This window comes from Bradyrhizobium sp. 6(2017) (genome assembly GCF_011058295.2).
In the GTDB taxonomy this organism is placed as follows: Bacteria; Pseudomonadota; Alphaproteobacteria; order Rhizobiales; family Xanthobacteraceae; genus Bradyrhizobium; species Bradyrhizobium septentrionale.
In genome coordinates, this window is record NZ_CP049289.2 from 1,814,169 (window position 1) to 1,837,872 (window position 23,704).

Genomic DNA, 23,704 nt, shown 5'->3' on the forward strand with positions numbered 1-23,704 from the left:
CCCGGCGATCCATTTTCCAAGTGGGATGGATACGCGGGTCAAGCCCGCGTATGACGACCTCAGTCAATTCAACCGCGCAGCGTGAGCGCGCGAGAGATCGGGACGAACATGGGATTCAAATGCGGGATCGTCGGGCTGCCTAACGTCGGCAAGTCGACGCTGTTCAATGCGCTGACCGAGACGGCGGCCGCCCAGGCGGCGAACTATCCGTTCTGCACCATCGAGCCGAATGTCGGCGAGGTGGCGGTGCCCGATCCGCGGCTGGAGAAGCTGTCGGCGATCGCCAAGTCTGCACAGATCATCCCGACCCGGCTGACCTTCGTCGATATCGCGGGCCTGGTCCGCGGCGCGTCGCAGGGCGAGGGCCTCGGCAACCAGTTCCTCGCCAACATCCGCGAGGTCGATGCCATCGCCCATGTGGTGCGCTGCTTCGAGGATTCCGACATCACCCATGTCGAAGGCAAGATCGCGCCGCTCGCCGATATCGAGACCATCGAGACCGAGTTGATGCTCTCCGACCTCGACAGCCTCGAGAAGCGCGTCGACAACCTGTCGAAGAAGGCCAAGGGCAACGACAAGGAAGCCAAGGAGCAGCTCGAGCTCGTCAACCGCGCGCTGGTGCTGCTGCGCGACGGCAAGCCGGCCCGCGGGCTCGAGCGCAAGCCGGAGGAGGAGCGGGCGTTCCGCATGCTCGGGCTCTTGACCTCGAAGCCCGTGCTCTATGTCTGCAACGTCGAGGAAGGCTCGGCCAAGGACGGCAACAATTTCTCGAAGGCGGTGTTCGAACGCGCCAAGGAGGAGGGCGCGGTCGCGGTCGTGATCTCGGCCAAGATCGAATCCGAGATCGCGACGCTGTCGCGCGAGGAGCGGGTCGACTTCCTGGAGACGCTGGGCCTCGAAGAGGCCGGGCTCGATCGGCTGATCCGCGCCGGCTACCAGCTGCTCGACCTCATCACCTATTTCACCGTCGGCCCGAAGGAAGCGCGTGCTTGGACCATCGACCGCGGCACCAAGGCGCCCGCCGCCGCCGGCGTGATCCATACCGATTTCGAGAAGGGCTTTATCCGCGCCGAGACCATTGCGTATGAAGATTATATCGCCGGCAACGGCGAAGCCGGCGCCCGCGATGCCGGCAAGCTGCGGCTTGAAGGCAAGGACTACGTCGTCGCCGACGGCGACGTCATGCACTTCCGCTTCAACACCTGAGCTTGATCTTTCCCCACGTCGTCCCGGCGAAGGCCGGGACCCATAACCACAAGTCTCTGTGATTAACGGGGCTGTGGCCCCAGCGATTCCTCACGGCAGGCAGCGGTGGTTATGGGTCCCTGCTTTCGCAGGGACGACACTGAATGTGAGGCGCCGCTTTCTCCCCACGTCGTCCCGGGCAAGCGAAGCGCGACCCGGGACCCATAACCACCAGCCGTGGTTATGAAGCACGCTGGGGCCCCACCTCGCACAAACAACCACTCCATGTGGTCATGGGTCCCGGCTTTCGCCGGGACGACACTGAATGTGAGGCGCCGCTCTCGACTCCGTCGGAAGCGGCGAGGTTAGCTGCCGTAGAAGGGCTGCGCCCTAGCGATCCGCGCGGCCGATCACATCCATCAGCTCGGTGATCTTGCGCCGCTGGTCGGCCTTGTCGCCGGACGAGATCGCATGCTCCACGCAATGCGCCACATGATCGCGCAGGACCTCCTCCTCGACGCGGCGCAGCGCCGCGCGCGCGGCCGCGATCTGCGTCACCACGTCGATGCAATAGCGGTCGTCCTCGACCATGGCGGCCAACCCGCGGATCTGACCCTCGATCCGTTTGAGCCGTTTTAAACAGGATGTCTTGACCTCTTCTCTCATAGGTCTCATATACCCCCCTAGGGTATATTAATCAAGAGGCCGGGATACCGGCCGGGAAGAGTCTCGTGGCACACGCAGAGCATGACCATTCGCACGCGGATCACCACCATCATGGCGCGGCCGCGCATTCCTGCTGCGGCGGCAAGCATGATCACGACGCCGCGCCGGCCGAGACGGCGTCCGCGATCGATCCGGTTTGCGGCATGAAGGTCAACCCGGCGACCGCCAAGCAACGCTTCAGCTACAAGGGCGAGGAGTATCTGTTTTGCAGCGGCCGCTGCCGCGAACGCTTCGAGGCCGAGCCGGAGAAATTCCTGAAGCCGCGCGAGCCGGAGCCGCCGGCGCCCGCGGGTACGATCTACACCTGCCCGATGCACCCCGAGGTGCGTCAGGTCGGCCCCGGCTCCTGCCCGATCTGCGGCATGGCGCTCGAGCCCGAGCAGATTTCGCTCGACGACGGGCCGGATCCCGAATTGATCGACATGACGAGGCGGTTCTGGATCGCGCTGGCACTGACGCTGCCCGTGTTCGTGCTCGAGATGGGCAGCCATCTCGGGCTGGGACATCTGGTGCCGCAGGACTGGTCGAACTGGATCTCCTTCGTGCTCGCGACGCCGGTCGTGCTGTGGGCCGGCGCGCCGTTCTTCGTGCGCGGCTGGCAGTCGCTGGTCACGCGCAATCTCAACATGTTCACGCTGATCGCGATGGGTGTCGGCGTCGCCTATGTCTACAGCGTGGTTGCGACGCTGGCGCCGCAGCTGTTCCCGCCCGCCTTCCGCGGCATGCACGGCGCGGTCGCGGTGTATTTCGAGGCGGCGGCCGTGATCACGGTGCTGGTGCTGCTCGGCCAGGTGTTGGAATTGCGCGCCCGCGCCCAGACCTCGGGCGCGATCCGCGCGCTGCTCGGCCTTGCTCCCAAGACCGCGCGGCGCGTCACCGATCACGGCGATGAGGACATCGACATCGATGCGATCAAGGTCGGCGATCGCCTGCGCGTGCGCCCGGGCGAGAAGGTTCCGGTCGACGGCGTCGTCATCGAGGGCAACGCGGTGATCGACGAATCCATGGTGACGGGTGAATCGATGCCGGTCACGAAGGCCGAGGGTGAGAGCGTGATCGGCGGCACCGTCAACCAGAGCGGCGGCCTCGTGATGCGTGCCGAGAAGATCGGCCGCGACACCATGCTGTCGCGCATCGTCGACATGGTGGCGAAGGCGCAGCGCTCGCGCGCACCGATCCAGCGGCTCGCCGATCGCGTCGCCGGCTGGTTCGTGCCGGCGGTGATCGCCACAGCTGTGCTCGCCTTCATCGCCTGGACGATGTTCGGTCCGGAGCCGCGCCTGACCTTTGCGCTGGTCGCCGCCGTCACCGTGCTGATCATCGCCTGCCCCTGTGCGCTCGGGCTGGCAACGCCGATGTCAATCATGGTCGGCGTCGGCCGTGGCGCGCATTCCGGCATCCTGATCCGCGACGCGCAGGCGTTGGAGCGGATGGAGGCGGTCGACACGCTGGTCGTCGACAAGACCGGCACGCTCACCGAGGGCAAGCCGAAGGTCGTGCGGATCATTGCCGCCGAGGGGTTCGACGAGAACGATCTGCTGCGCCTTGCCGCCGGCGTCGAGCAGGGCAGCGAGCATCCGCTGGCGCAGGCGATCATCTCGGCGGCGACGGAGCGCAGGCTGGCTTCCGTTACCGTGAGCAACTTCGCCTCGCTCTCCGGCAAGGGCGCGACCGGCACCGTTGAGGGCAGGCAGGTTGCCCTCGGCAACGCCATGCTGATGGGCGACCTGAAGATCGCAACGTCGGCGCTGGATCAGGCCGCCGAGGCCGCGCGCCGGGACGGCGCCACTGCGATCTATGTCGCGGTCGATGGCCGCATCGCCGGCGCGATCGCGATTGCCGATCCGGTCAAGGCGTCGGCAGCCAACGCGCTGCAGGCGCTGCGCGCCGGGGGCCTGCGCATCGTGATGCTGACCGGCGACAATGAGACCACCGCGCGCGCGGTGGCGAAGACGCTTGGCATCGACGAAATCGAGGCCGGCGTCCTGCCGGAGCGCAAGAGCGAGGTCGTGCAGCGGCTGCGCGGCGAGGGCCGTGTCGTCGCGATGGCGGGCGACGGCGTCAATGACGCGCCGGCGCTGGCCGCCGCCGATGTCGGCATCGCGATGGGTAGCGGTACCGATGTCGCGATCGAGAGCGCCGGCATCACGCTGCTCACCGGAGATCTGATGGGTCTCGTCCGCGCGCGGCGATTGTCGGTCGGGACCATGCGCAACATCCGCCAGAACCTGGCGTTTGCCTTCGTCTACAACGCCGCCGGCGTGCCGATCGCGGCCGGCGTGCTATATCCGCTGTTCGGCATCCTGCTGTCGCCGATCGTCGCCGCCGCAGCGATGGCGCTGTCCTCGGTCAGCGTGATCGGCAACGCGCTGCGGCTGTCACGCGTGAAGCTGGATTGAGTCGACGAGATCGGTAGCCCGGATGAAGCGCAGCGAAATCCGGGGCCGATCTCACCAAGTGGTGAGGACACCGGATTACGCTTCGCTGCATCCAGGCTACGGTATTTACGCTGGCTGCAGCAGAAGCTGTGCGCGCCGCTCGATCTCCGCATCGAGCCAGGTCGCGAGATCCTCGCTCACCTCCACCATCGGCAGCCGCACCTCGGGGCTGTCGATCAGCCCCTGCCGCCACAGCCAGTGCTTCGCCGGCGCGGGGCTCGGCTCGGCGAACAACAGCCGGGTCAGGCCGACGACGCTCTGCCAGGCGGTCAGTGCCGCGTCGCGCTGGCCCTGCTTCAACAACGTGCGGATCGAAGCGAAAATGTTTGTTTCCAAATGTGCGGACAGCAGGATCGCGCCGTCGGCCCCGTCGGAGAGCGCATCGAATGTCTGTGCATCCTCGCCGGTCAGCACGCGGAAGCCCGCCGGCCGCCGGCTGAGGAAGTCGATCGACTGCGCGCGGTCAGCGCAGCAATCCTTCATGCCGGCGATGTTCGGATGTTCGGCGAGCGTCAGCAGCGTCTCGTTGGTCAGGTTCACCGCCGTGCGATAGGGAATGTTGTAGAGCACGATGGGCCATGCCGCATGATCGGCAAGCGCGTTGAAGTGCTGCACGAGCCCGCGTTGCGACGGTCGCGTGTAGTACGGGCTCGCGATCAGATAGCCGTTGATCGGCCAGTCGGCGGTGTCATCCAGCACATGCTTCATCCGGGCGGTCGAGGCGCCGGAGAGCCCGAGAACGACCGGCAGATGGCGGGAGCTGGCACTGAGCTCGGCGAGCACGACGCTCACTAACCCCTCGAGTTCATCGGTGCTGAGCGCCATGCCTTCACCGGACGTTGCGCCGAGGATGAAGCCGTCGACCGGGCCGCTGGCGTAGTGCCGCACGAGGCGGCGCAGCGAGGTGACGTCGAGCTCGCCGTCGCGGAACGGCGTGATCAGGGGCAGCCAGAGGCCCTGCAATTGCAGGTGTAAGTCAGTCATGTTCCATCTCCTAAGGGGGCAAAGCCGGAGACGGGACCAACAAAAAACCCCGTCCAGGCGGCGGGGTTCGGGATCGGTTTGAATGCGAAGGTGATCTTATCGCGCGCGATCTCGTGTCCCCGGGAGGGGAACTTTTTTCGACGACAGAACGGCGCACAAAGTCGTGATCATGGGATAATGATGCTGCGCTGCGAGGTTGTTGTCAATGCACGCGCTGATCGGGGCGTGCGGCAGGTCTGAGCGTGACATAGCGATGAAAAGATACGGCGATGAAAAAAAGCCGGGCTCGAGAGAGCCCGGCTTAAGGTATTGGCCACGTGAGGCCGACACAATCACCTTCCAAGAGGGATTACTGAACTTCCGCGCCACTGGAGGAGGGGGACATATGCGCGACGCGACCGCTCAGCGTGTAAGCAATATGATCCCCATCGGCGCCCTGCAGCAACTATCCAGGTCGCATGTCAGTCATGCGGAGATTCAGGGGCCTCTTGGGGCAGCGCGGAAAACCCATAACCCAGCCCATAAGGGCGGCTTAATCAGGACGGCCAGCGCTGCGCCTTGCTGACCACGAAGTCGCGGAACACCTGCACCCGGGCCACCGTCTTCAGCTCTTCCGGATAAACGAAGTAGGTGTCGAGCGCGATCGAGTCGGACTCGCCGAACAGCTGCACGAGATTGTTCTGTTCGACCAGATAGTCCGGCAGCGCGGCGATGCCGAGGCCCTGCTGGCAGGCGCGCACAAGGCCCAGGATGTTGTTGACCTTGAAATAGGGCTCGCGCGGACCGGAGCCGTTGCGGCCGGCATCGATCAGCCAGCTGCGGTTCTGCAGATGCGGCGGCACCTGCGAGTCGCCGAGCATGATGATGCGGTGCGAGTCGAGATCATCCAGCGTCCGCGGCGTACCGAAGCGCTTGATGTATTCCGGCGAGCAATAGGCATGGAAGCCGATCGAGAACAGCTTGCGCTGGATCAGGTCGGGCTGGGTCGGCTTGCGGGTGCGGATCGCGACATCAGCCTCGCGCATCGACAGGTCGAGATCCTCGTCGGTGACGATCAGCGAAATCCGGATGTCCGGATAGAGCGCAACGAACTCGTCGAGCCGCGGGATCAGCCAGTTGATGCCGAGCGCGGGCGGCGTGGTGATCTTGAGGTCGCCGCTCGGCCGCTCGCGGCTGTCGGTGAGCTTGGCGCGGGCCGCCTGCAACTGCATGAACACGTCATGCGCGGTGCGGAACAACAGGTCGCCCTGTTCGGTGAGGATCAGGCCGCGGGCATGGCGGTGAAACAGCGAAACCGAGAGCTCCTGCTCCAGCGCGCTGACCTGGCGGGAGACCGCCGATTGCGACAGGCCGAGCTGTTCGCCGGCATGCGTGAAGCTGCCAGCCTCAGCCGCTGCGTGAAAGACCTTCAGCTTGTCCCAATCCATATCTGTAAATCCGTCGCGAGATCGTGCCATGATTATTCCGCCGCTGCGCGATCGCTCGCGCGAAGAGCCAGGAAGCGTTCCGCCTCGAGCGCTGCCATGCAGCCGAGGCCGGCGGCGGTGACCGCCTGCCGGAAGGTTTCGTCCGCCACGTCGCCCGCGGCGAACAGGCCGGGCACCGAGGTCGCCGTGGAGTTCGGCGCCACCTCGACATAGCCCGACGGTTTCAGCCTGATCTGGCCTTTGACGAGCTCGGTCGCCGGCGCATGGCCGATCGCGACGAAGACGCCGTCGGTCTTGAGGTCGGTCAGCGCGCCGGTCTTGACGTTCTTCAACCGCACATGGGTGACCTTGCTCGGATTCTCCGAACCGCAGATCTCGTCGATCGCGGAGTCCCACACCACCTTGATCTTGGGATGCTTGAACAGCCGCTCCTGCAGGATGCGCTCGGCGCGGAACTGGTTGCGGCGATGCACGATGGTGACCTTCGTGGCGTGATTGGTCAGGTACAGCGCCTCCTCGACCGCGGTGTTGCCGCCGCCGACCACCACGACTTCCTTGTTACGGTAGAAGAAGCCGTCGCAGGTCGCGCAGGCCGACACGCCGCCGCCCTGAAATTTCTCTTCCGAGGGAAGCCCGAGCCAGCGCGCCTGGGCGCCGGTGGCGAGGACGACGGTCTCGGCGAGATAGACGTCGCCGGAGTCGCAGGTCAGGCGGAACGGCCGCTGGCCGAGCTCCAGCTTGGTGACGAGGTCGGTGACGATCTTGGTGCCGACATGGGCTGCCTGCTTCTCCATCTGCTCCATCAGCCAAGGGCCCTGGATCACATCGGCGAAGCCCGGATAGTTTTCGACATCGGTGGTGATGACGAGCTGCCCGCCCGGCTGAATGCCCTGGATCAGGATCGGTTCGAGCATCGCGCGCGCCGCGTAGATCGCTGCGGTGTAACCGGCGGGGCCGGACCCGATGATGACGACCTTGGCATGGGTAGGCGCGGGCATTGTGAGATCCCTCTCTTTTGGGGATTTTGATCAAGGACTTGTGCGGGAAGCGCCCCGGAAACGGTCACGGCGGCGCCAAAAGTGTCAAATCCAAGTCTAGGATATCTGGGAAGCTATGCAAGATTTGCAATCCATGGCAGCGATTTTTCCCCGGAACTGAAGGTCACAATCGCGAAATCCTGCGCTGCACGCGCAATAAAATTGCGCAAGGTGGGCTGGCTGCGCTATGAGAGTTGCCGGCAGACCTGCCAAGCCTTCCAAACCCCAGGGGAACTGTAGTCGCGTGTCGAAGAACCTTGACGAGATCGACCTCAAAATCCTCGCCGAGATCCAGGCTGATGGTCGAATCACCAACGTGGAACTGGCCAAACGCGTCGGTATCTCGCCGCCGCCCTGCCTGCGCAGGGTCCGGGCGCTGGAGGAGGAAGGCTACATCCAGGGATATCGCGGTCTGCTCGATCCGCGCCGCCTCGGCTACGACGTCACGGTGTTCGCCTCGGTGCATCTGTCGAGCCAGGCCGATGCCGATCTGCGCGCCTTCGAGAATTTCGTGCGCGCCGAGCCGTTGGTGCGGGAATGCTGGATGCTGTCGGGCGAGGTTGATTTCATCCTCAAATGCGTCGCCCCCGACATGGCGACGTTCCAGGATTTCGTCACGCATCTGACGGCCGCACCGCATGTGCGCAACGTCAGGACCTCGCTCGTTCTGCACAACTCGAAATACGAAGCCGCGGTGCCGCTGGGACTGAAGGCGGCGGGTTAGCGCCGTGGCGCGTCATTTCGGGGCGATGCGTTGGCTGGAGCGAAGAGTCTACTCAATTTCGGGCTGTCATCACCGAACCGTTTGCCTCGAATAGTTCAACAGCCCCGGACGGTGAAGTCGCGACGTTGAACTCGAGCGGGCCGCAAGTAATCACGCAGTAGTCGTAGACCGAGCGCCGGTCGTTTCCCATCAAGAACTGATAGTGCATCTGCATAAAGTTGAATCGATGACGTCTGAAGCGGATCGGATCCACCATTGAATGTATTTGGACGCGCCGAATCTTTGGGCGCCCTTCTGAATGGCCTCGACCGATACGTTTCAGCGTGACGGGGTCGAAGCGATAGAAACTGATTGCGTCATCTCGCGCCTGGTATTCGACCCAGCCGATGGCAGGCGTTCCAGCTACAAGTTGTGCCGCTTCCCGTATTTGGTTGCCCATCGGATGCAACGAGAATTTGGGAATAGTGGCGCCTATAGTGAGAATGCACAACTTCGGTCCTCGCGTTTCAAGCAGAGGATCCAACTTTAGCGCGCGCGCGACCGCCGCTATCGAGAGCGCAGCGCCGAGGGAATGGCCAACAATCAGAATTTCATCAACGTCTGCGGCCCGAGCTTTTCTTGATATCACGGCCGCAAAATCGTTGAGTCGTTCATCAACTTCGCTTCTTTGCCCGTAAAGAAACTGGTGGGAAAAAATAGCGTCGTCGAGAATGTGATTTATCCGACGCTTGGGTCCAATCCAGAGGACCGCGCTGATGAAGATGGCAAGTGATAGAAAAATGCCAAGCAGCAACTGCTCTACCCAGAATGTAGCGGGTATCGGCCTGACCACCAGATAGGAGAGCCCGGCGCTGAAAAGTGCAATCAACAGCAAACAGCAATATGGAAAGAGGAAGAAGAGAGCGTATTTCCAGCTTGCGATCGCATATCTGAATACTGTTCCGGTCAAGATGAAGTCGAACAGCGCGACCGTGGACTGAACCAGCCGAGGTACCATCCCGACTCCGGAATCGCGCCGGATGAGATCGTCCCAGCGGAGCATCTCGAAGGTGATGCAGGTCTTCCAGTTCGGTCCCCATGCTTCCAGGTTGCATGAAGCATTGACTGCAGATGCGTTCGAGATTTCCGACAGCCGTGAAGAAGCGCCCCAAATCTTTTCGAAGCTCGACAGCGAGCGGCGCAAGCGTTCAACCTGCTCTTCTGGAGTGATTGGATCGTAACCACCAATGTGGAAGACGTGCCGTCGTTGAATCATCCAGCAACTCGAATCTGCAAACGGATCGATAGTTTACCGGGAAATCTTACGACGCTGATCCTGAAATCCCAGGTGAACTTGACATGGATCATGTGGATCTAGGCTTACGAATTTACCACTCGATCTGCTTGGTGCACCATGGAGATTGGCCTTGACTGAAAAAAATGCGGCTGACGGCTCCAGAATGAGAGCCAAGTGACCGCCGGGTGGTGACGAACGGTCGTCGCTTGATCGCTTCTTTCGGTGTGGCAAATCCGTGACAGCCAGCCAATTGGCGTGCCTCGACACGTTTCCAGCAATGGTTTCTTGATTGTCCGATTCCAAAGTCTGATTTAATGCCGCTGGACTTGAGGTTGGCGGGGAATCCAGAAATGGAGAGATTGCGTTACAGCGCGGCGCTGGTATGCGCCGTCTTGACGGTTCTTTTTGCGAGCAGCTTGCATTTGAACGGCGCGGCTCAGGCGAGTCCTGCAATAACCGTTGCAATGAGATCGACCGGTTCGCCCGCTCGACTGCATTCTTCCACGGCGCACGTCTATTTGTTCCGCGGGTTATTGAACGTCTTTTCCTTGGGCATGGACGGCCTTGCCGCCCAGTTGCGAGCGGCTGGCATCGCCGCGGCTGTCGCCAATCACACTCAGTGGAGAAGCGTTGCCGACGACATCGTCGCAAAATATCGAGCGGGCCAGCGTGGGCCTATCATACTGGTCGGGCACTCTCTTGGTGCGGATGCCGTGATGTCGATGGCGGAGTACCTTGGCCAAATGGGAGTGCCGGTCGCCTTGGTTGTGCCATTCGACGGAACATCGCCTCACGTGGCGACGGCGAATGTCGCGCGGGTTCTGAATTTGTACAAGAATGAAGGCGTCCGAATAAGCCGCGGCCCCGGCTTCCGTGGCGAGCTTACAAACTTTTATGTTCGTGATGCAAACGTCAGTCACTTCAACATCGACAAAAGCGCGGCGCTGCATAGCATGGTCATACGAAAGATCAGGGCGATCGGATCCGCCCGCCCGCGGCTACACCAGAGTCCTTTGCCTGCAACCGGAGCTTCCTCCAATTCCTAGCATGATGTCCGAAAGGCAGTTTGAAGGCGCTGTTCGACGCAACGAGCGGGGCTGGACGTCGCACCTCTCCTGAAACCCGGTGTCGGTGTATATCCTCCTTTAGCACTTCAGCCGGTGAGGCAACTGGTGATGACGTTCAGGAAAGTCTCGATTGCCATAGCCATGTGTATCCTGGCGATCGTGTGCGCCGGCTTTACAAAGCCGATTCGTGTCGTGGCGGTCGGCGCAAGCAACACGCAAGGGTGGTACGTCGGGAAGCAGGGCGCTTACCCAGCCAAGTTAGAGGTCCTGCTGAGAGAGAAGGGCGTCAGTGCGAACGTCATCAATGCCGGCGTTCCATTTGATACCACGGTCGGCATGCTCAAGCGCATTGATAGCGATGTGCCAAGGGGAACCGACATCGTCATCCTGCAGCCCGGGGGCAATGACAGGCGTTTCCTTGTTACGAAAGAGCAGCGGGCGGCCAATATCGCGGCGATGGAGCGGCGATTGCGTGATCGCGCCATCAAAGTGATCGTGTATGACGAAGAAATTCCTCCGCAGTATTACGCTTTTGACTTCATCCACCTCACGGCTGACGGCCATGCTTTCATTGCGTCGCGGTTACTCCCGCGCGTGTTGGCGATGATAGACCGGAGAGCCATCGTGGCTTCGCCGCAGGCGAGATAGATAGAGCTGACACGACCACTGCCGCCCACCGCGTTGGGTCAACCGTCCCAAAAGAGCGAACCCGGCAACGCGTCCGCCTTGGATTCTACCCGGCGCACTGTCAACTTATCGGTGGCAACGACCTGCAAGCCCTGTATGATTGCTTCATGTTGGTCAGTGGATCTGTTTCAGTCAAATCTCAGACGCTCGCTAAGGACGGCGCCGTTTCGATGGTCGGCAAGGATGGCGCGCCAGCGAAACGAGCCCTTGGCCCACGATGACGCCTGGCATTGCCAAGTTCGTGTTCGTGATGATGGCGGTTGGTTGGTATCTGATCCGCTACAGATACGCACGTCGTGCTCGCCGTGAAAAGGTCGTGCGGAGCGCCCGCGGCGCTCGCGAGAACGCCCTGCTGCTGATATCGCTCACGGGTCTTGGCATTGTGCCGTTCATCTATGTGGCAACGGCCATACCTCATTTCGCATCGTACGACTTCCAGCCAGCTCAAGCCTGGCTGGGCGTTGTCGTGGCGATCGCAGCGCTGGTCATGTTCCGGCTAACCCATCGCGCTCTCGGTCGAAACTGGTCGTTAAGCCTCGACGTGCGGGAAAATCATCACCTGATCACAACCGGGATCTATCGAAAGATCCGGCACCCCATGTATTCCGCATTCTGGCTTTGGGCTGTCGCCCAGGCATTGCTGTTGCCGAATTTGGTAGCCGGTTTTGCCGGCCTGATCGGATTTGGCGTGCTGTTTTTCGGCCGTGTTGCCAGAGAAGAGCAGATGATGCTGGAAACGTTCGGCAACGAGTATCGCCAGTATATGGCCCGGACCGGGCGCATTATGCCGAGGTTGTTCTAAGCCGGCTGTACCAGGTCGGGTCTTGCCCGAATCTGCATTCAGATACCGAGGCCAAGCAATCATCCGTGTCGATTTTGCCACATCCGGCAAAGAAACGACCGCACGACCACAACCTTCGGCACAGCGTTAATTACACCGCACCCGTCAGAGGGTATGGTGTTCACACTCAAGTTTTCCACCTCGGAGATGACGATGCTGAAGTTTCTGGTTGCTGGAGTTGCAACGTTTGGTTTCGTGGCTGCTGCCAGCGCAGCTGACCTCCCCCGCCCGCAGCCGGTCGCTGAACAGGCTCCGATTGGCAAGGCGCCAATCGGCAAGTACCCGGTCGGCAAGTCCCCGGTCGGCAAGTACCCGGTCGGCAAGGCTCCGGCCCCGATCGTAACCAAGGGTTAATCCGAGGATCGCCCGGGCAGCGCATTCCTGCAGTTTTTGCGGACGGCGCTGTCTGGGGGATGTCTTGCCCTTGTGAGGGTCTGAAGGTGCCAAAATCGAAGCGGACACAGACCGGCCTGCGGCTGCTCGCCGGAATCGGTGTCGTTGCGGCTTCCGTGACTTTGGAGGTCGGCATCAGTCATGCGCAGCAATTGGCTGCGCAAACGGATCAAGCCCCGCTGCAGCAGGACAAGCCGCGCAAGCCATCGTCAAGGTCGGCTGTGGCGGCGGCCGTTGCCGGACCGGGTGCTTCTGTTTCTGGAGCAGACGCGAAACCGGTTCGAAGGTCTGCGGCCAAAGGGCCGTACTACGTGGACTTTCGTGCCCGAACCGCTGCCTCTTACGGGCATGCGTTCGTTTGGTACGGCAAGACAAGCGAGAAGATGGTCGAAGTCGCCGGGCTGCACCCGGCGGGCGACGTTCTGCCCTATATGCTGGGACATCTGACCTGGGTGCCCTCTGAGACGGGGGCAAGTTACGGCGACCTTGACGTGCAGTATTTGTTGGCCAGCTATCGCGTGTACTTAAGTGAGGCCGACGCGAAGAAGGTCTTTGCGTACATCAAGCATCTTCAGGCGACCTCGCCCCTCTGGAACGCGGAAACGACCAATTGCACGGCTTTTATTGGTCGCATAGCCAGCTTCATGGGCTTGAAGACTCCATTTCATTTGCAGAAGCCTGAGGACTACGTAAACCAGTTGAAAGACATGAACGACGGGCGCCAGACGGTGCAACTCGCGTCGGATCGTTAGCTTTCTCGGTCAAGGATGTTCAGGCGCTGTCTGGGCCGGTTTGAAGATCGGCCCCGGGGCCCTGCCCATCTTGCAACGCTCCTCGGGTTGCTCCCATCGCGCTTGGACAGCCTCCTCAGGCTCTCCTGGCTTATTCCTTCATTGTTCGACGGGATTGCCGCTGTCGGTCGTATGGCGCCGCCGCGAAGAATCCGTCCCGGCTGAGCGGGACGGATCTCAGCGTTGTCACTTCCTGCCCATCGCGGCGTCGACGCTGATCGGACCTGGGCCCGAGGTCGCGAGATACAGGCAGGCGAAGCAGAACAGGATCGCAAGTGTGCCATTGTTGAGCAGCGGAAAGAAGCTTACCGGCGCGTGCTCGATGAAATATGCAAAGGCCATCTCGCCGGAGAGGATGAAGGCAACGATCCGGGTCAACAGGCCCAGCGTCAGCATTCCGCCGAGCACCAGTTCGAACATGCCGGCGACGCCGAACAGCGAGAACGGCGTCACCTCGGCGAACATCTCGACGTGCGGAAACTTGAACAGCTTGGCGACGCCGAACTGCAAGAGCAGCAGCCCGGTGATGAAGCGAAAGAGGCTCAGCAGATAGGGCTGAGCGATTGCGCCGAGGCGATCCAGGTCCATGTTGCTCTCCAAAAGAAAACGCGCGCCGTTGCGAGCGCGCATTATGGAGAATGAAACGGCGCTGTCACGCCTTGCGTGCGGTTCCTTGCTGGAGCCCTAGGCGGTCTTACCCTCGCGGATCGCGTCCAGGCTCAAGGGTCCGGGGCCGGCGAACACGAAATAGAGGAAGACGAAACAGTAGACCGCGGCGAGTTCGCCCCCGTTCAGGATCGGATAGAAGCTCTTGCCCGCATGCGCCATGAAGTAGGCGACGGCGGTGAAGCCCGAGAGGATGAAGGCCACCGGCCGGGTGAACAGGCCAATCACGAACAGGACGCCGCCGATGAGTTCGATCAATCCGCCGATGCCCGTCAGCGAGCCGATCTGAACATTGGCGAAATTCGGAACGGTGGGAAAGCCGAGAATCTTCGCGGTGCCGTGCTGGAGCAGGCTGAGGCCGGTGAAGATACGAAGGATGCTTAGAAGGCTGGGCGAATACCGCCCGACGAGAGTGCTGATCATGTATGCTGTCCCCGGATAGTTATGCCATATAATCATTCCGGGGCGGAGCTATTAACAAGTTAAGCAGATTTGACAACTCACAATCCTGTCAGAGCGGTGAAGGGTTGACAGACCGTGCAGCAAAAAGGGCCGCGTGCGATACGCGGCCTTTTTCGCACAAGTTACTTGAGAGTAACTATCGCCATTCGACCTTGGTGATCTCGTAGGCCTTGGCGCCACCGGGCGCCATCACCTCGACGGTGGCGCCCTTCTTCTTGCCGATCAGCGCGCGCGCGAGCGGCGAGGTGATGGAGATGCGGCCCTTCTTGGCGTCGGCCTCGACCTCGCCGACCAGTTGCCACACCGCTTTCTTCTCGGTGTCCTCATCGATCAGCGTCACGGTCGCACCGAACTTGATGGTGTCGCCTGACAGTTTCGAAATGTCGATGATGTCGGCGCGCGCGAGCTTATCCTCGAGCTCGGCGATGCGGCCCTCGTTGTGCGACTGCTCTTCCTTCGCCGCGTGATACTCGGCGTTCTCGGAGAGATCGCCGTGCGAGCGCGCCTCCGCGATGTGTTCGATGATGCGCGGACGATCCACCGATTGGCGATGCTTCAACTCGTCCGTCAGCGCGGCGTATCCACCCGCGGTCATCGGAACCTTATCCATCATCTTGGTCCTTCATCGTGCGCACCCGGCGGCGTGCACGAATATCCAGTTCAGCTAACGCAGGAATCAGGGCGCCAACGCGCCCGGAAGCCCAGTGATATTCGGCCCCGCTAAGGGCCGTGACAACATCCATTCGCGCGGTGAGTTCCAGCCATTCGGCCAATTGACCGCGTCAAGCCTTCAGCCCGGGCAGCGGTCAGCTTTCGGAAAAGTAACTCTGAAGCGTGCGGACCTCAAGGTCCCCGTCCCGATAGGCCCGGATCCCCCGTGCGGCCGCCACCGCACCCGAAAGAGTGGTGTAATATGGCACTTTATGCAAGAGGGCAGCCCGACGCAGCGAACGGCTGTCGGCCAGCGCCTGCGGACCTTCGGTGGTATTGAAGACCAGCTGGACGTCGCCATTGGTGATGGCGTCGACGATGTGCGGCCGGCCTTCGAGCACCTTGTTCACCTTTTCCGTCGGCACGCCGTGGTCGCTGAGGTAGCGCTGCGTGCCCGAGGTTGCCATCACCTTGAAGCCGAGCGAGTGCAGCAGCCGCACCGCATCCGCGATCCGCATCTTGTCGTCGCCACGCACAGAAACAAACACCGTGCCTTGGCGCGGCACGCGGGTGCCGCCGCCGAGCTGGCTCTTTGCGAATGCGACCTCGAAGGAGCGGTCGATGCCCATCACCTCGCCGGTCGAGCGCATCTCCGGTCCGAGCACGGTGTCGACGCCCGGGAAACGCGCGAACGGGAATACCGATTCCTTCACGCCGACATGGCCGAGCTTCTTCTTCTTCAGCTTGAAGTCGGCGAGCTTTTCGCCGGCCATGATCCGCGCCGCGATCTTGGCGACCGGCATGCCGATCACCTTGGCGACGAACGGCACGGTGCGGGATGCGCGCGGGTTGACTTCGAGCACGTAGATATCGCCGTCCTTGATGGCGTATTGCACGTTCATCAGCCCGACCACGTCGAGGCCGAGCGCGAGCTCGCGGGTCTGCCGCTCCAGCTCCTCGATGGTCTTGGCGTCGAGCGAATGCGGCGGCAGCGAGCACGCTGAATCGCCGGAGTGGATGCCGGCTTCCTCGATATGCTCCATGATGCCGACGATGAAGGTGTCCTTGCCGTCGGAGAGGCAGTCGACGTCGACTTCGGTCGCATCCGACAGATAGCGGTCGAACAGCAGCGGGTTCTTGCCGAGCACGGTGTTGATCTGCCCGGTCTTGTCGTTCGGGTAGCGCGCCTTGACGTCGGCGGGCACGAGCTCAGGCAGCGTTCCCAGCAGGTAGTCGTTGAGCTGAGTCTCCTCGCGGATGATCTGCATCGCGCGGCCGCCGAGCACGTAGGACGGACGCACCACCAGCGGCAGGTCGAGATCGGCGGCCACCAGGCGGGCCTGCTCGACCGAATACGCGATGCCGTTCTTCGGCTGCTTGAGACGCAGCTTGTCGAGCACGCGCTTGAAGCGGTCGCGGTCCTCGGCGAGGTCGATCGCGTCAGGCGAGGTGCCGAGGATTGGCACTTCGGCGGCTTCCAGCGCCCGGGCAAGCTTCAGCGGGGTCTGGCCGCCGAACTGCACGATCACGCCATGCAGCGTGCCGTTCTTGCGCTCGGTCGCGATGATCTCGAGCACGTCTTCGCCGGTGAGCGGCTCGAAATAGAGCCGATTGGCGGTATCGTAGTCGGTCGACACCGTCTCCGGATTGCAGTTGACCATGATGGTCTCGTAGCCGGCGTCCTCGAGCGCGAAGCAGGCATGGCAGCAGCAATAGTCGAACTCGATGCCCTGGCCGATGCGGTTCGGCCCGCCGCCGAGAATGATCACCTTCTTGCGGTCCGACGGCGCGCTCTCGTCGGCAAGCTCGCCCGCGAACGGCCGCTCATAGGTCGAATACATGTAGGCGGTCGGCGAAGCGAACTCCGCCGCGCAGGTGTCGATGCGCTTGAACACCGGGCGCACCCCGAGCGCGTGGCGCTTGGCGGTGACGTCGGCTTCGATGGTCTGCGTGAGCACGGCGAGCCGCGCATCGGAAAAGCCCATCGCCTTCAGCATCCGCATCGCGAAAGCGTTCGCCGGCAGGCCGTTGCGGCGGACCTTGTCCTCCATCTCGACGATGGTGCGCATCTCCGCGAGGAACCAGGGGTCGATCTTGCAGGAGTTGAAGATCTCCTCGTCGGTCCAGCCGAGCCGCATCGCCTGCGCGACCTGCAGGATGCGGTTCGGCGTCGGCGTGCCCAGCGCTGCGCGGATCGCGTTCTTGTCGTCGCCGCGGCCGAGCCCGTCGATCTCGATTTCGTCGAGGCCGGTCAGGCCGGTCTCGAGCCCGCGCAGGGCCTTCTGCAGGCTTTCCTGGAAGGTGCGGCCGATCGCCATCACCTCGCCGACCGACTTCATCGATGTGGTCAGCGTGGAGGAGGCGCCGGGGAATTTCTCGAACGCAAAGCGCGGAATTTTTGTGACGACGTAATCGATGGTCGGCTCGAACGAGGCGGGGGTGGCGCCGCCGGTGATGTCGTTGGCGATTTCGTCGAGCGTGTAGCCGACCGCGAGCTTGGCCGCGACCTTGGCGATCGGGAATCCGGTGGCTTTCGAAGCCAGCGCCGACGAGCGCGACACGCGCGGATTCATCTCGATCACGACCATCCGGCCGTCGACGGGGTTGATGCCGAATTGCACGTTCGAACCGCCGGTCTCGACCCCGATCTCGCGCAGCACCGCCAGCGAGGCGTCGCGCATGACCTGGTATTCCTTGTCGGTCAACGTCAGGGCCGGCGCGATGGTGATGGAATCGCCAGTATGCACGCCCATCGGATCGAAATTCTCGATCGAGCAGATGATGATGCAATTGTCCTTTTTATCGCGCACCACCTCCATCTCGTACTCTTTCCAGCCGAGCACGCTTTCCTCGATCAGCACCTCGTTGGTCGGCGAGGCGTCGAGGCCGCGCTCGATGATGTCGAGGAACTCTTCCTTGTTGTAGGCAATGCCGCCGCCGGTGCCGCCCATCGTGAAAGAGGGGCGGATGATCGCGGGCAAGCCGATCTCCGACAGCGCCATCAGCGCCTCGCCGAACGCGTGCTCCTGATAGCGTTTGCGGCGGTCGTTCTCGCCAAGCGTCCACTGTCGCTCGAGTTCTTCCAGCGCCTCGCCGGACAGTTTCTCCCGCTCGGCGTGGTATTTGTCGCGGTAGGACTTCTTCAGCGCCGAGGCGTTGGCGAGCCGCGATTTTGGCGTCTCCAGCCCGATCTTGGTCATGGCCTCGCGGAACAGCTGGCGGTCCTCGGCCTTGTCGATCGCATCGGCGGTTGCGCCGATCATCTCGACGTCGAATTTTTCAAGCGTGCCCTGGCGGCGCAGGCTCAGCGCACAGTTCAATGCGGTCTGGCCGCCCATGGTCGGCAGCAGCGCGAAGCCGCCGGGAATGACGTGGCGTTCCTTTTCGATGATCTTGCCGACGATTTCGGGTGTGATCGGTTCGATATAGGTGGCGTCCGCCAGTTCCGGATCGGTCATGATGGTGGCCGGATTGGAATTGACGAGGACGACGCGGTAACCCTCCTCCTTCAGAGCCTTCACCGCCTGCGTGCCGGAATAGTCGAATTCGCAGGCCTGGCCGATCACGATGGGACCGGCGCCGATGATCAGGATGGTGGAGATGTCGGTTCTTTTGGGCATCAGCTCTCGCGGACTGGATTTTGGGCACAAAAAAAGGGCGCGCTGGTCGCGCGTCCCTCGGGCCATGCGCTACATCTTGTAGCGCAGGAAGCGCGATCCCTCGCGCGCGGGTGGTCTTTAGACCAGTTTCCGCACCCGCGAAACCCCCAAAAACGCCCAATCAACCGCGATTCTGGGGGAAATTCCTCATTGGATGGGGGCGGTTGGGAAGGCTCGGGATGCGAGGAGGGCTTGCCGAGGCCCGGCTTTGCCCCGCCGGTCCAGCGTGGCTGCGCCACGCGTAGCCCGTCAGGGCGAAGCGTGGAGGCCCGGCCTGGATTTGAACCAGGATAAACAGTGTTGCACCACTGCCGCGTCGACGCTTCCGCCACCGGGCCGAGAGGATCATTGCCGATTATTTCAGGGTCGGCCACGTTTACCTTTGGTTAAGGTTAATATTTTGTGCAACCCTTGATCAGTGGTGCGCCACGAACGTCATCCGCCACGGATTGTGTCCGATGTTGCGCGGCGCGCGCGTTGCGCTGAACCCCGCGGCGCCGAGCTTCGCGATCATCTCGTCCTCGCGGTAGCGCTGCAGCCCGATCTTGGTGCGCAACTGCCGGTAATCAGACAGTGCGGTTGAAGCTAGCCCGATCAAAGCATCGCGCAGGAAGCCGTGGGTCGCCGCGAAGCGCAGCAGCGCCACGACGTCCGTGGGCATGCCGACCTCAGGCCGCAGGATGTCGCCGAGCGCGAAGCGGCCCGTCGGTTTCAGCAGGCGGTGGATCACGTCGAATGCGTTGTCGAGCTCCTGCGGCGTCATGTATTGCGCCACCGAGTTCATCACCACGAGGTCGATCGAATCCGCTTCCATGTTCTTCAGATCATCGAGCGAGCGAACGCGGATCCTGGTGTCGTGCGCGAAACGCGCGACCAGGCGCCCGCGGACGCCGGGCGCCGGCTCCGCCAGATAGAGCCGGGCGCAGGCGTTGGCGACCTTGGTCGCCGACAGCGCCTCGCCGCAGGCATAGTCCAGCACCACCGCGTCGGGTGAGGTGATGTAGCCGACGATGTCGTTTGCGATGACCTGGAAATGCAGGTCGCGGTGCAGTCGGCTTGCATAGATCGTATGCGTGGAATCGTAATAATCGATCCATTCATCCATCGCGTTTGGTATCCGGCAGAACGGGTTCCTGGCCCCAGGAACGGGTGGGCTGATGATGCGTTAGCGGTCCGGCGGCCAATGTTCAATGCGCCGAAGTACCGGTTCCTAACAGGAAGGTCCAACGTGAGCAAAGCCAAGACTGACAAGATCTCGCCCGATCTCGAGACGCCGAGCGACCTGCCGCAGGCTGCGGTGGACACGATTTCGGCCTCGCTCAACACGCTGCTGGCGGACGCCTTCGCGCTTTACCTCAAGACCAAGAATTTCCACTGGCACGTCAGCGGCCGGCATTTCCATGATTACCATTTGTTGCTGGACGAGCAGTCGGACGCGATCTTCGCCACCACCGACCAGCTCGCCGAGCGGGTACGCAAGCTCGGCGGCGCGACGTTGAGGTCGATCGGCGACATCGCCAGGCACCAGACGGTCAAGGACAATGACGAGGATTATGTGCCGCCGCGCGAGATGCTGCGCGAGTTGATGGAGGACAACAAGCACATGGCGGTAGCGATGCGCAAGGCGCACAAGATCGCCGACGACCACGAGGATTCCGGCACCGCCGGCCTGCTCGAAACCTTCATCGACGAAACCGAGCGGCGCACCTGGTTCCTGTTCGAGGCAAGCCGCCAGGAAGGCAGCAACGCGGCGTAGAATTCACCCTCTCCCCTTGTGGGAGAGGGTGGCGCAATCGAGCGGAGCGAGATGAAGCCGGGTGAGGGGTCTCTATCCGCGGATACAGACCCCTCATCCGGCTCGCATCTGCCGATGCGAGCCACCTTCTCCCACAAGGGGAAAATCCGGCCTCACGGTAATATCCAGCAAATTCAATATTTTAACGAATTTTCAACAGCTTACGTGCCACGGTAACTGGATAATCGGGATACATCAGGGTATACACGACTGGACCCAACCGAGAGACCAGCCATTGCCCCAGACAACTCCCTACCTCATCGATCAGAACGGCTGGTGGCACTACCGCCGCCGCGTCCCGCTCCACATGGCTGAACTCGACAAGGCGCACAAGCGCTTCGTCAAGGCGGCGACCAAGATCAAGGTCGAGAACGACCCGAATGCCATCGCTGCCGCCAAGGCCGTCGCCATCATCAACAACGAGACCGAAGCCTACTGGCGCGACCTCGTCGCTGGCCGCAATGCCGACGCGCGCAGGCGCTACCGGCTCGGCGTGAAGCGCGCGCAGCAGCTCGGCTTTGCCTACGCCACGCATCAGGAGGTGGCGAACGATCCTCGAATTGACGTGCTGCTCAATCGCGTCGAAAAGCTGATCAAGGTCGGCATCGACGATCCGATCAATCAGGACGCGCTGCTCGGCGGCACCATGCGGGCGTCTGCGGTGCTGCTCTCCCAGTTGGTCGATCAGTACATGAAGCTGCCGAAAGTCATGTTCTCGAACAAGTCCGGCGGCCTGCTCGGCAAAAGCGAAAAGCAGATCGCCGTGTTCCGGAAACACCGCGAGAAAGCCGTCGAGCTGCTGATCGCGCAGATCGGCGACAAGGACATTCTCGCCATCACCGTTGCCGATGCCAACAAATTCACGGACTGGTACACGGACCACGTGCAGGTCAACCAGATCGGCACCGATGGGCCGCGCAAGCACATCGATGTGATCCGCAAGATGATCCGCTCGATCTGCGAGCGCGACCGGCTGACCTATCAGGATGCGTGGGCACAGAACCCGTTCCCGCGCCATGACGGCCAGCGCAACGCCTTCTCCATCGCGTTCGTCAAGGACACGATCCTTGCGCCCGGCGCGCTCGATGGGATGAAGCCGACCGACCGTGACCTGCTCTACGTATTGATCGATACGGGTGCGCGGCTCTCCGAGATTTGCAACCTGCGCAAGCCGTTCATCCATGTCGGGCCAAAGGACAACATTCCCCACATTCGCATCAGGCCGGTGGGCAGGCAGCTCAAATCCAGAAACGCGCTGCGTGATGTCCCCTTGATCGGCGTCGCGCTGGAGGCGATGCGGCGCAACCCGGACGGCTGGCCGCAGTACCGCGACAATGCCAGCGCAGCTTCGAAAGAGATCAACAGATGGATCAAGACGCTGCTGCCTGCGGATGTCAAGGTCACCGACAGCGACGATGAAAACAAGGAAGGCACCTGCCTCTATGGACTGCGCCACGCCTTCAAGGATCGGTTGCGCGCGATCCGCGCCGAAGACGAAATGAAGGTCGCGCTGATGGGCCACGATGTCGGCATGACCGGCAAGACGCCGGACTATGGCCGTGGGTTTTCAATCGAGGCAAAATTTGAGGTGATGTCTCAGATCGACTTCTCTCGCGCCGCCTGATCCTCATCAAGGATGGCGCGCGCTCTCGACATCGGGTCTCGCGCCTCCCTGTACATCAGCAGCTCACGCTCCAACCGCTCCATCAGCGGCCCGTATTCCGTCCGACCGTATTCGCTGATGACATAGGCAACAGCCACCAGCGCCTGCTTGATCCGCGCCTCAGTGATCGGCTGATCGCCTTGCAAAGCGCACCCCTATTCCGCAGCAGCAGCAACGCCACGCAGCTTGGTCTTGGCCAGTGAAGCGGTGGCCCTCTCGCCCTCCATGCGCTCGCGGACACAGCGGATGACCTCGCTATTGATCGAAGTGCAGTTGTGCTCCGCCACCCGCGTGAGCCATTCCTTCTGCGGGTTAGGAAGCCTGACCAGCATCCGCGCTGATTGGCGCTTCTTAAGCATGATATCACCTTGACCCTGATGACGCTCACGATACTATTACCCGTGCGAGTATGGCGTCAAGGCAATGGCAACACGTGCAAGAAGGTTCGTATGGCAAAGAAGAAGAGCCTGCCGAGACACGTCAAACAAAACCTCGCTTCGCTTGATCGCATGGTGGAGGCGAGCAAGGAACTCGCGGCACCGGCCAAGCCACCGGGTCGAGGATCGCCGCAATTCGTGCTGCGCTACTCGCCCGAGATGCGCGACAAGATCGCCCGGCTGGCGAAGGCAAATGGCCGCTCGATCAATTCGGAGCTGATCGCCTTGCTCGAACGGGCCTTGAGCTACGGCGACGATGTCGAGCAGCTTCAAACATCGACCGGCGAGCTGTTCGACCGTCTCGAAAAACTGGAACGTTTAGTCCGTGAGCATGATGACCGGCTGAGCGGTCGCGATCCGTATAACGTCGAGAAATAAGCGCGAGCAACCAGAAGGAGCATGAACCATGAACCGGCGCGACAGACGCGCAGCCAGAAAGCGCGGAGACATGATCCTCATCGACTACGGTCACCTGTTGGAGCGCGACCAAAACTATGGGTTGTCGGTCGCGTGCTACGTCTGCGCCACGGCGCACAAGGCATCAGGCATCGCCCGCATAGAGGACAAGCGATCCTCCACCATCGTTCCATTGTGTGAGGCGTGCCCTACTTCGGACGACCGGGGAAACGATGTCGCGCGGAAGTACTTGAATGCGCCCGACCTCGAAATCAGCGAAGGCGGTGAGGCCACGACCGAGCAGGTTCTGGCGATGGCCGAAAGACAGCACGGGACCGCGCATTGAGCAAAGACCGTGACATCGCTACGCGAGAGCGATCAAGACCGCAAAAATGTGGT

24 protein-coding genes and 1 tRNA gene are annotated in these 23,704 nt (G+C 62.1%); 12 read left to right on the top strand and 13 right to left on the bottom strand.

The features are described 5' to 3' along the window. Positions 1 to 108: 108 nt before the first annotated feature. Positions 109 to 1,206, top strand: a complete 1,098-nt coding sequence (gene ychF, locus G6P99_RS08570; RefSeq protein ID WP_029081977.1) for a redox-regulated ATPase YchF — start codon at positions 109 to 111, stop codon at positions 1,204 to 1,206. A gap of 369 nt (positions 1,207 to 1,575) precedes the next feature. Here the strand turns inward: ychF and G6P99_RS08575 are convergent, their stop codons facing one another. Further along, entirely contained in the window at positions 1,576 to 1,851 is a 276-nt protein-coding gene (locus G6P99_RS08575) for a metal-sensitive transcriptional regulator (protein WP_029081978.1), read from the bottom strand. A 65-nt stretch (positions 1,852 to 1,916) separates the two neighbouring features. Between G6P99_RS08575 and G6P99_RS08580 the strand changes: the two genes are divergently transcribed. Beyond that, positions 1,917 to 4,310 carry a heavy metal translocating P-type ATPase gene (locus tag G6P99_RS08580; protein ID WP_029081979.1) on the top strand — a complete coding sequence of 798 codons (2,394 nt, stop codon included), beginning with the start codon at positions 1,917 to 1,919 and terminating at the stop codon, positions 4,308 to 4,310. A 105-nt stretch (positions 4,311 to 4,415) separates the two neighbouring features. Here the strand turns inward: G6P99_RS08580 and G6P99_RS08585 are convergent, their stop codons facing one another. The 3 genes from G6P99_RS08585 to trxB form a co-directional block, all read right to left on the bottom strand. Further along, positions 4,416 to 5,333, bottom strand: a complete 918-nt coding sequence (locus G6P99_RS08585) for a 4-hydroxy-tetrahydrodipicolinate synthase family protein (RefSeq protein WP_029081980.1) — start codon at positions 5,331 to 5,333, stop codon at positions 4,416 to 4,418. Between the two features lie 536 nt (positions 5,334 to 5,869). After that, entirely contained in the window at positions 5,870 to 6,790 is a 921-nt protein-coding gene (locus G6P99_RS08590) for a LysR family transcriptional regulator (protein ID WP_029081982.1), read from the bottom strand. A 2-nt stretch (positions 6,791 to 6,792) separates the two neighbouring features. Next, a complete protein-coding gene (trxB, locus tag G6P99_RS08595; RefSeq protein WP_029081983.1) occupies positions 6,793 to 7,758 on the bottom strand; it encodes a thioredoxin-disulfide reductase in 966 nt (321 codons plus the stop codon). 283 nt (positions 7,759 to 8,041) lie between these two features. Here trxB and G6P99_RS08600 point away from each other — a divergent pair, with 283 nt between their 5' ends. After that, positions 8,042 to 8,521, top strand: coding sequence for an Lrp/AsnC family transcriptional regulator (locus G6P99_RS08600; RefSeq protein ID WP_029081984.1), 480 nt, complete (start codon positions 8,042 to 8,044; stop codon positions 8,519 to 8,521). A gap of 52 nt (positions 8,522 to 8,573) precedes the next feature. Here G6P99_RS08600 and G6P99_RS08605 read toward each other — a convergent pair whose 3' ends face one another. After that, on the bottom strand, positions 8,574 to 9,776 hold the full coding sequence (locus G6P99_RS08605; RefSeq protein WP_051346422.1) for an alpha/beta hydrolase: 1,203 nt from the start codon (positions 9,774 to 9,776) through the stop codon (positions 8,574 to 8,576). Positions 9,777 to 10,147: 371 nt separating this feature from the next. Here G6P99_RS08605 and G6P99_RS08610 point away from each other — a divergent pair, with 371 nt between their 5' ends. The 5 genes from G6P99_RS08610 to G6P99_RS08630 all read left to right on the top strand — a co-directional run bounded on the left by G6P99_RS08610 (position 10,148) and on the right by G6P99_RS08630 (position 13,537). Beyond that, complete coding sequence (locus G6P99_RS08610; RefSeq protein ID WP_165127766.1) at positions 10,148 to 10,843, top strand: thioesterase domain-containing protein; 696 nt, start codon at positions 10,148 to 10,150, stop codon at positions 10,841 to 10,843. Positions 10,844 to 10,972: 129 nt separating this feature from the next. Beyond that, the gene (locus G6P99_RS08615; RefSeq protein WP_029081985.1) at positions 10,973 to 11,512 is read left to right on the top strand and encodes an SGNH/GDSL hydrolase family protein; all 540 of its coding nucleotides are present in this window, start codon (positions 10,973 to 10,975) and stop codon (positions 11,510 to 11,512) included. A 256-nt stretch (positions 11,513 to 11,768) separates the two neighbouring features. Continuing rightward, positions 11,769 to 12,353: a protein-S-isoprenylcysteine O-methyltransferase gene (locus tag G6P99_RS08620; protein WP_029081986.1), complete on the top strand. Its 585-nt coding sequence runs from the start codon at positions 11,769 to 11,771 to the stop codon at positions 12,351 to 12,353. 192 nt (positions 12,354 to 12,545) lie between these two features. Continuing rightward, on the top strand, positions 12,546 to 12,746 hold the full coding sequence (locus G6P99_RS08625) for a hypothetical protein (RefSeq protein WP_165127768.1): 201 nt from the start codon (positions 12,546 to 12,548) through the stop codon (positions 12,744 to 12,746). An 86-nt stretch (positions 12,747 to 12,832) separates the two neighbouring features. Then, complete coding sequence (locus tag G6P99_RS08630; protein WP_035977171.1) at positions 12,833 to 13,537, top strand: hypothetical protein; 705 nt, start codon at positions 12,833 to 12,835, stop codon at positions 13,535 to 13,537. Positions 13,538 to 13,762: 225 nt separating this feature from the next. Here G6P99_RS08630 and G6P99_RS08635 read toward each other — a convergent pair whose 3' ends face one another. The 6 genes from G6P99_RS08635 to G6P99_RS08660 all read right to left on the bottom strand — a co-directional run bounded on the left by G6P99_RS08635 (position 13,763) and on the right by G6P99_RS08660 (position 20,119). After that, positions 13,763 to 14,164 carry a DoxX family protein gene (locus tag G6P99_RS08635; protein ID WP_371261186.1) on the bottom strand — a complete coding sequence of 134 codons (402 nt, stop codon included), beginning with the start codon at positions 14,162 to 14,164 and terminating at the stop codon, positions 13,763 to 13,765. Positions 14,165 to 14,260: 96 nt separating this feature from the next. After that, positions 14,261 to 14,665 carry a DoxX family protein gene (locus G6P99_RS08640; protein WP_029081990.1) on the bottom strand — a complete coding sequence of 135 codons (405 nt, stop codon included), beginning with the start codon at positions 14,663 to 14,665 and terminating at the stop codon, positions 14,261 to 14,263. 175 nt (positions 14,666 to 14,840) lie between these two features. Further along, positions 14,841 to 15,314, bottom strand: a complete 474-nt coding sequence (gene greA, locus G6P99_RS08645) for a transcription elongation factor GreA (RefSeq protein ID WP_156928677.1) — start codon at positions 15,312 to 15,314, stop codon at positions 14,841 to 14,843. A 196-nt stretch (positions 15,315 to 15,510) separates the two neighbouring features. Further along, the gene (gene carB, locus G6P99_RS08650; protein ID WP_029081992.1) at positions 15,511 to 18,975 is read right to left on the bottom strand and encodes a carbamoyl-phosphate synthase large subunit; all 3,465 of its coding nucleotides are present in this window, start codon (positions 18,973 to 18,975) and stop codon (positions 15,511 to 15,513) included. Between the two features lie 301 nt (positions 18,976 to 19,276). Further along, a tRNA-OTHER gene (locus tag G6P99_RS08655) sits at positions 19,277 to 19,352 on the bottom strand. A 77-nt stretch (positions 19,353 to 19,429) separates the two neighbouring features. Beyond that, positions 19,430 to 20,119: a class I SAM-dependent methyltransferase gene (locus G6P99_RS08660; RefSeq protein WP_165127770.1), complete on the bottom strand. Its 690-nt coding sequence runs from the start codon at positions 20,117 to 20,119 to the stop codon at positions 19,430 to 19,432. Positions 20,120 to 20,242: 123 nt separating this feature from the next. Between G6P99_RS08660 and G6P99_RS08665 the strand changes: the two genes are divergently transcribed. Then, complete coding sequence (locus G6P99_RS08665; protein ID WP_029081994.1) at positions 20,243 to 20,770, top strand: Dps family protein; 528 nt, start codon at positions 20,243 to 20,245, stop codon at positions 20,768 to 20,770. Positions 20,771 to 21,044: 274 nt separating this feature from the next. Further along, positions 21,045 to 22,433 (top strand): hypothetical protein, encoded by a 1,389-nt coding sequence (locus tag G6P99_RS08670; protein WP_165127772.1) that lies wholly within the window; start codon positions 21,045 to 21,047, stop codon positions 22,431 to 22,433. On the opposite strand, the gene G6P99_RS08675 is transcribed toward G6P99_RS08670, so the two are convergent. Together G6P99_RS08675 and G6P99_RS08680 are read right to left on the bottom strand one after the other, a co-directional pair. Further along, positions 22,406 to 22,618, bottom strand: coding sequence for a hypothetical protein (locus G6P99_RS08675; protein ID WP_165127774.1), 213 nt, complete (start codon positions 22,616 to 22,618; stop codon positions 22,406 to 22,408). The genes G6P99_RS08670 and G6P99_RS08675 overlap by 28 nt on opposite strands. A gap of 9 nt (positions 22,619 to 22,627) precedes the next feature. Continuing rightward, the gene (locus G6P99_RS08680) at positions 22,628 to 22,831 is read right to left on the bottom strand and encodes an Arc family DNA-binding protein (protein ID WP_165127776.1); all 204 of its coding nucleotides are present in this window, start codon (positions 22,829 to 22,831) and stop codon (positions 22,628 to 22,630) included. Between the two features lie 90 nt (positions 22,832 to 22,921). Here G6P99_RS08680 and G6P99_RS08685 point away from each other — a divergent pair, with 90 nt between their 5' ends. Both G6P99_RS08685 and G6P99_RS08690 read left to right on the top strand, forming a co-directional pair. Next, positions 22,922 to 23,287 carry an Arc family DNA-binding protein gene (locus tag G6P99_RS08685; RefSeq protein WP_165127778.1) on the top strand — a complete coding sequence of 122 codons (366 nt, stop codon included), beginning with the start codon at positions 22,922 to 22,924 and terminating at the stop codon, positions 23,285 to 23,287. Positions 23,288 to 23,315: 28 nt separating this feature from the next. Beyond that, a complete protein-coding gene (locus tag G6P99_RS08690; protein ID WP_165127780.1) occupies positions 23,316 to 23,651 on the top strand; it encodes a hypothetical protein in 336 nt (111 codons plus the stop codon). Positions 23,652 to 23,704 lie beyond the last annotated feature (53 nt).

Coding starts and splice junctions, on each gene's coding strand:
- carB (WP_029081992.1), bottom strand. CDS start 18,975: ATGCCCAAAAGAACCGACATCTCCACCATCCTGATCATCGGCGCCGGT.
- G6P99_RS08615 (WP_029081985.1), top strand. CDS start 10,973: ATGACGTTCAGGAAAGTCTCGATTGCCATAGCCATGTGTATCCTGGCG.
- G6P99_RS08690 (WP_165127780.1), top strand. CDS start 23,316: ATGAACCGGCGCGACAGACGCGCAGCCAGAAAGCGCGGAGACATGATC.
- G6P99_RS08585 (WP_029081980.1), bottom strand. CDS start 5,333: ATGACTGACTTACACCTGCAATTGCAGGGCCTCTGGCTGCCCCTGATC.
- greA (WP_156928677.1), bottom strand. CDS start 15,314: ATGGATAAGGTTCCGATGACCGCGGGTGGATACGCCGCGCTGACGGAC.
- G6P99_RS08680 (WP_165127776.1), bottom strand. CDS start 22,831: ATGCTTAAGAAGCGCCAATCAGCGCGGATGCTGGTCAGGCTTCCTAAC.
- G6P99_RS08685 (WP_165127778.1), top strand. CDS start 22,922: ATGGCAAAGAAGAAGAGCCTGCCGAGACACGTCAAACAAAACCTCGCT.
- ychF (WP_029081977.1), top strand. CDS start 109: ATGGGATTCAAATGCGGGATCGTCGGGCTGCCTAACGTCGGCAAGTCG.
- G6P99_RS08590 (WP_029081982.1), bottom strand. CDS start 6,790: ATGGCACGATCTCGCGACGGATTTACAGATATGGATTGGGACAAGCTG.
- G6P99_RS08605 (WP_051346422.1), bottom strand. CDS start 9,776: ATGATTCAACGACGGCACGTCTTCCACATTGGTGGTTACGATCCAATC.
- G6P99_RS08575 (WP_029081978.1), bottom strand. CDS start 1,851: ATGAGAGAAGAGGTCAAGACATCCTGTTTAAAACGGCTCAAACGGATC.
- G6P99_RS08635 (WP_371261186.1), bottom strand. CDS start 14,164: ATGGACCTGGATCGCCTCGGCGCAATCGCTCAGCCCTATCTGCTGAGC.
- G6P99_RS08620 (WP_029081986.1), top strand. CDS start 11,769: ATGACGCCTGGCATTGCCAAGTTCGTGTTCGTGATGATGGCGGTTGGT.
- G6P99_RS08660 (WP_165127770.1), bottom strand. CDS start 20,119: ATGGATGAATGGATCGATTATTACGATTCCACGCATACGATCTATGCA.
- G6P99_RS08640 (WP_029081990.1), bottom strand. CDS start 14,665: ATGATCAGCACTCTCGTCGGGCGGTATTCGCCCAGCCTTCTAAGCATC.
- trxB (WP_029081983.1), bottom strand. CDS start 7,758: ATGCCCGCGCCTACCCATGCCAAGGTCGTCATCATCGGGTCCGGCCCC.
- G6P99_RS08625 (WP_165127768.1), top strand. CDS start 12,546: ATGCTGAAGTTTCTGGTTGCTGGAGTTGCAACGTTTGGTTTCGTGGCT.
- G6P99_RS08610 (WP_165127766.1), top strand. CDS start 10,148: ATGGAGAGATTGCGTTACAGCGCGGCGCTGGTATGCGCCGTCTTGACG.